Consider the following 4,244-nt stretch of genomic DNA (forward strand, 5'->3'; position numbering starts at 1 on the left):
CTGCTACGCAGTCCAGCGGGAGCCCGCCCCCCCCCCACAAGGGTGTGCACGCCACGGATTTATTGTTACGCAGGTACTTCTATCCAGGCCGCACAACAGGTTTAATGCTGTCCGGCCACCATGCTGCGATCACGCAGCTGCCCGAGCGATTATCCCGCCAGGAACGAAGCCCCACGGAGTCAGGGACGAAATGTCGATTTTCCTTCTGTTGCGCGCGTACGCTTCGTCGTTCTTCCATCGATTCGGCTGGGCCGGCCTGGCCATTGCGCTGGGCGTGCACCTGTCCACGGCCTGGATCGGCCTGGTGTTGCTGGGCGAGCAGCACCTTATCGCCGCCGCCACGTTCACCTACTTCTATCTCACCACCACGCTCACCGTCGGCTATGGCGATCTCGCGCCACAGACAGCGGCGGGACGGGTGTTCGTGGCTACCTGGGTGATGCTCGGGGGCATTGCGCTGCTGACGGCAGCCATCGGCAAAACCACCAGCAGCGTCATCGATGTATGGAGAAAAGGCATGAAAGGCAAAGGCGATTTCACCGGCCAGGTCGGCCACACGGTTCTCATCGGGTGGGAGGGCGCCTCCAGCGAGCGGGTCATTGAATTGCTGCTGCAGGACGAAACCTCCAATGACAACCTGATCGTGATCTGCGATTGCGCTCTCGAAGAAAACCCCATGCCCGGCAAGGCCTCGTTCATCAAGGGCGACAGCCTGTCCTCGGTCGCCCTGTTGCAGCGCGCCGGCGTACCCGGCGCCGAGCGCGTGCTGGTGCGAACCCATTCCGACGACCTGACCCTGGCCACGGTGCTGGCGGTCAATCGGCTGGGGCCCGTCGGGCATGTGGTCGCCCACTTCAATGACAGCGAAATTGCCGCCCTCGCCAGCGCCTATGCGCCGAGCCTGGAATGCACCTCCAGCATGGCCATCGAAATGCTCGTGCGGGCCTCCCAGGACCCGGGCTCGTCGGTGGTCATCAATGAATTGCTCTGTGTCGGCGAAGGCGCCACCCAATACCTGATGAAACTGCCCGATGCGTTTGAAGCGACGTTCGGCGACCTCTACGGCCGGATGAAAGAGCAGCACAACGCTACGCTGATCGGCTACCGCGCCAAGGGTGCCCGACACCCATCGATCAATCCGCCCGGCACCACGCGCATCGTGGGTGGCGAACTGTTCTACATCGCGTCCACGCGTCTCAAGGAAATTACCCATGGGCTGGTTTAAACAGTTGATGGGGCTTGAGGCCCCGAACGCGAACAAGACAGCCGGCCATGACTCGCCCGTGAGCGGCCCGCTGGGCCTGGCCTCCGGCAAGCAGGTCATGTTCGATGCCACGCTCAAGTTGTTGCTCGACGGCAACAGTACCGTGGTCATCCCCGGCTCCCAACAGATCTGGAGCCTGGGCATCGTCGACCTCGGGCAGTCGAACTGGCTGTCGCGCTGCTACATGAACGACGAAGACTACTGGCTGCAAGTTCACACCAGCGGCGACGTCGCCGGGCAGGTCGAGTCGGTGATCCTGTTCAATTACCTGAGCTACGTCACGATCAACAGTGAGGCCGAGTTGCGTCGCCTCGCCGGCCCCGAAAGCCTGATCGGCCTGCCGACCTACACCCACGACGGTGTCGAATACACCCGGGAATGGGGCTCCGAGGCTGGCCAGACAGAACTGGTGGCGTTGAGCGAGCGCGTGAGCAATCCGCAAGAGTCCTACAGCGTCGAGCACCGCTCGATGCTGTACGCCCGCGACACCGGCCTGACCGATCGCCGGGAATTCCTGCTGTTCTCTGTCGAGGAGGACGCCGAAGGCGCCGTCAGCCTGAGCACTTCGCTGGGTATTTCGCTGTACACCACTGACTTGAACACTCTTTGAATAAGGAAGAATTCCATGCTTGAAGCGCTCTCCATTTCCCTGAACAAGGCTGCCGTGTTCGGCTTCGTCCTGTACATCCTCGGCGCGGCCGTGCTGTTCGCGCTGTTTCAGTTCATCTACATCCACGTCACGCCACACAAAGAGTTCGAGCTGATCCGCTCGGGCAACGTGGCCGCGGCGATCGCCCTGAGCGGAGCCCTGGTCGGTTTCGCCATCCCGGCGAGCAACGTGATCGCCTACTCGATCAGCCTGCTGGATTTCGTCGTCTGGGCGGTGATCGCCGCCGCCGTCCAGTTGCTGGCCTTCCTGGTGACCAGCCTGGTGCTCAAGGGCGCTTCCGCGCGAATCAAGAATGGTGAGATCGCCGCCGGTATCTACATCGCCGCCGTGGCCATCAGCGTCGGCATGCTGAACGCCGCGTGCATGACGCCTTCCACGAACTGATTGCGCCACGGAGATCCCGATGAAACGAAGCAAGTACGTCCAGCTTTCGCTGGCTGCGTCGGTCGCCCTGGCGATATCCGGTTGCGGGCCAACGGAAAAAACCTACAAGTTGCAGAAGAAGTACAACTTCCAGTCCGTCCAGCAATGTGTCGATGAAAAGCTGCCGGTGGACATTTGCGCCGACGCCTACATGACCGCCATGACCGAGCATCGTCGCATCGCGCCGACGTACGCCAGCCAGGCCGATTGCGATGCCGACTTCGTCCCCGATTGGTGCCAGCAGGATTCGTCCGGCCAGTTCATTCCCAAGCTGGGCGGTTTCGAGCTGAGCGCCGATGGCGAAGTCACCCAATCCCAGGTCGACGCCGCCAGGGCCCAATTGCCCGCTTCGGAAGCGAACGTCGGTGGTTCAGGCTTCGGCAACCTGCTGACGGGCATGCTGATCGGCAACATGTTGAGCAGCAACCGCAACAGCTATTACTCCGAGCCGGTCTACCGTTACCGCGATGATCGCGGCAGCTTCGGGTCCTCGACCCTCAGCCAGCGTGTCTCCCGGGGCTCGACTTTTACCAAGTCCAACCAGGCGCGGTACGGCAGCTACACCGACACCATCAAGACCAGCAAGCCGATGTCCGTTGCTTCCTCCACTTCTCGCGGTGGCTTCGGCAGCAGTTCCAGCGCCCGCAGCGGTTGGGGCGGATCGAGCAGCTCCGGCGGTTGAGGAACCAGCGTCATGAAGAAGATCCAGTGCGCAGAACGTCCTGACTGGAAACAGACGGCCGAGCAGCTCGGCTTTCTGTTCCACACCATCGACGACGAACCCTATTGGGACGAAAGCGCGTACTACCAGTTCACCCTCAAGCAGATCGAGGATGACCTGGAAGACCCGACGACCGAGATCCATGAGATGTGCATGGACCTCGTGGCCCGCGTGGTCCAGAGCGAAGAATTGCTGGAGCGCCTGAGCATTCCCGCGCCGTTCTTCGACCTGGTTCGCACTTCATGGCTTGAGGGCCACCCGCACCTGTACGGGCGTATGGATTTTTCCTACAACGGCAGCGGCCCCGCCAAGCTGCTGGAACTCAACTACGACACGCCGACCAGCCTCTACGAGGCGGCGGCGTTCCAGTGGGGCTGGCTGGAGCAATGCATCGAGCGCGGCGTGCTGCCGGCCCATGCCGACCAGTTCAACAGCATCGACACCAAGTTGCACCAGGCCTTTGCCCAGTTGCAGCTCAAGGAGCCGTTTTATTTCGCCTCGATGAAAGGTTCGGTAGAAGACAAGGGCACCACGGATTACTTGCGCCTGATTGCGGAAAAAGTCGGCATTGAATCGCGGCACATCGATATCGAAGACATCGGCCTCAACAGTGACGGGCGTTTCGTCGACCTGGAGGAGCGCTGGATTCCACACCTGTTCAAGCTGCACGCCTGGGAGTTCATCTTCCACGAGCCGTTTGGCGCTGCGATTGCCCAATGCGATACGCAGTTTTTCGAGCCGGCCTGGAAGTCGATCATCTCTAACAAGGGCATTCTGCCGCTGCTGTGGGAATTCAACAAAGGCCACCCGAACCTGCTCGCGGCCCACCTGGATGCCGACACGAGCCAAGCCGTGCCCAAGGGCTGGGTGCGCAAGCCGTTCTTTTCCCGGGAAGGCGCCAACATCGAGCTGCAGACCGCTGACGGTTTGATCGTCAAGGAAGACGGCCCGTATACCGACGCACCCTTCATCCTCCAGGAATTCGCGCCATTGCCACGGTTTGGCGACAGCTACACCCTGGTTGGCTCCTGGGTCATCGGCGACCAGGCAGCCGGCATCGGCGTGCGTGAAGACGACAGCCTGATCACCAAGGATTCCAGCCGGTTCCTGCCGCACCTGATTCTCGGATGATCCCCAACCCTGAACCCCTCGTGGGGGGGGGGGGG

The 4,244-nt window shown here is 61.7% G+C and carries 5 protein-coding genes; all 5 read left to right on the plus strand.

What is annotated here, in order from left to right:
- The first annotated feature begins 190 nt into the window (after positions 1 to 190).
- Genes ACE04F_RS18820 through ACE04F_RS18840 form a run of 5 tightly spaced genes read left to right on the plus strand, consistent with a single transcriptional unit; the run spans position 191 to position 4,209 of the window.
- Positions 191 to 1,225, plus strand: coding sequence for an ion channel (locus ACE04F_RS18820; protein ID WP_486109030.1), 1,035 nt, complete (start codon positions 191 to 193; stop codon positions 1,223 to 1,225).
- Positions 1,212 to 1,874: a DUF2491 family protein gene (locus tag ACE04F_RS18825; RefSeq protein WP_486109032.1), complete on the plus strand. Its 663-nt coding sequence runs from the start codon at positions 1,212 to 1,214 to the stop codon at positions 1,872 to 1,874. The genes ACE04F_RS18820 and ACE04F_RS18825 overlap by 14 nt, the downstream gene beginning before the upstream one ends.
- 15 nt (positions 1,875 to 1,889) lie before the next feature.
- A complete protein-coding gene (locus ACE04F_RS18830) occupies positions 1,890 to 2,318 on the plus strand; it encodes a DUF350 domain-containing protein (RefSeq protein ID WP_434571556.1) in 429 nt (142 codons plus the stop codon).
- Positions 2,319 to 2,337: 19 nt separating this feature from the next.
- Positions 2,338 to 3,039 carry a DUF1190 domain-containing protein gene (locus ACE04F_RS18835; protein WP_486109034.1) on the plus strand — a complete coding sequence of 234 codons (702 nt, stop codon included), beginning with the start codon at positions 2,338 to 2,340 and terminating at the stop codon, positions 3,037 to 3,039.
- Between the two features lie 12 nt (positions 3,040 to 3,051).
- Positions 3,052 to 4,209, plus strand: coding sequence for a glutathionylspermidine synthase family protein (locus ACE04F_RS18840; protein ID WP_486109036.1), 1,158 nt, complete (start codon positions 3,052 to 3,054; stop codon positions 4,207 to 4,209).
- Positions 4,210 to 4,244 lie beyond the last annotated feature (35 nt).

Source organism: Pseudomonas sp. AGC41 (genome assembly GCF_057334555.1).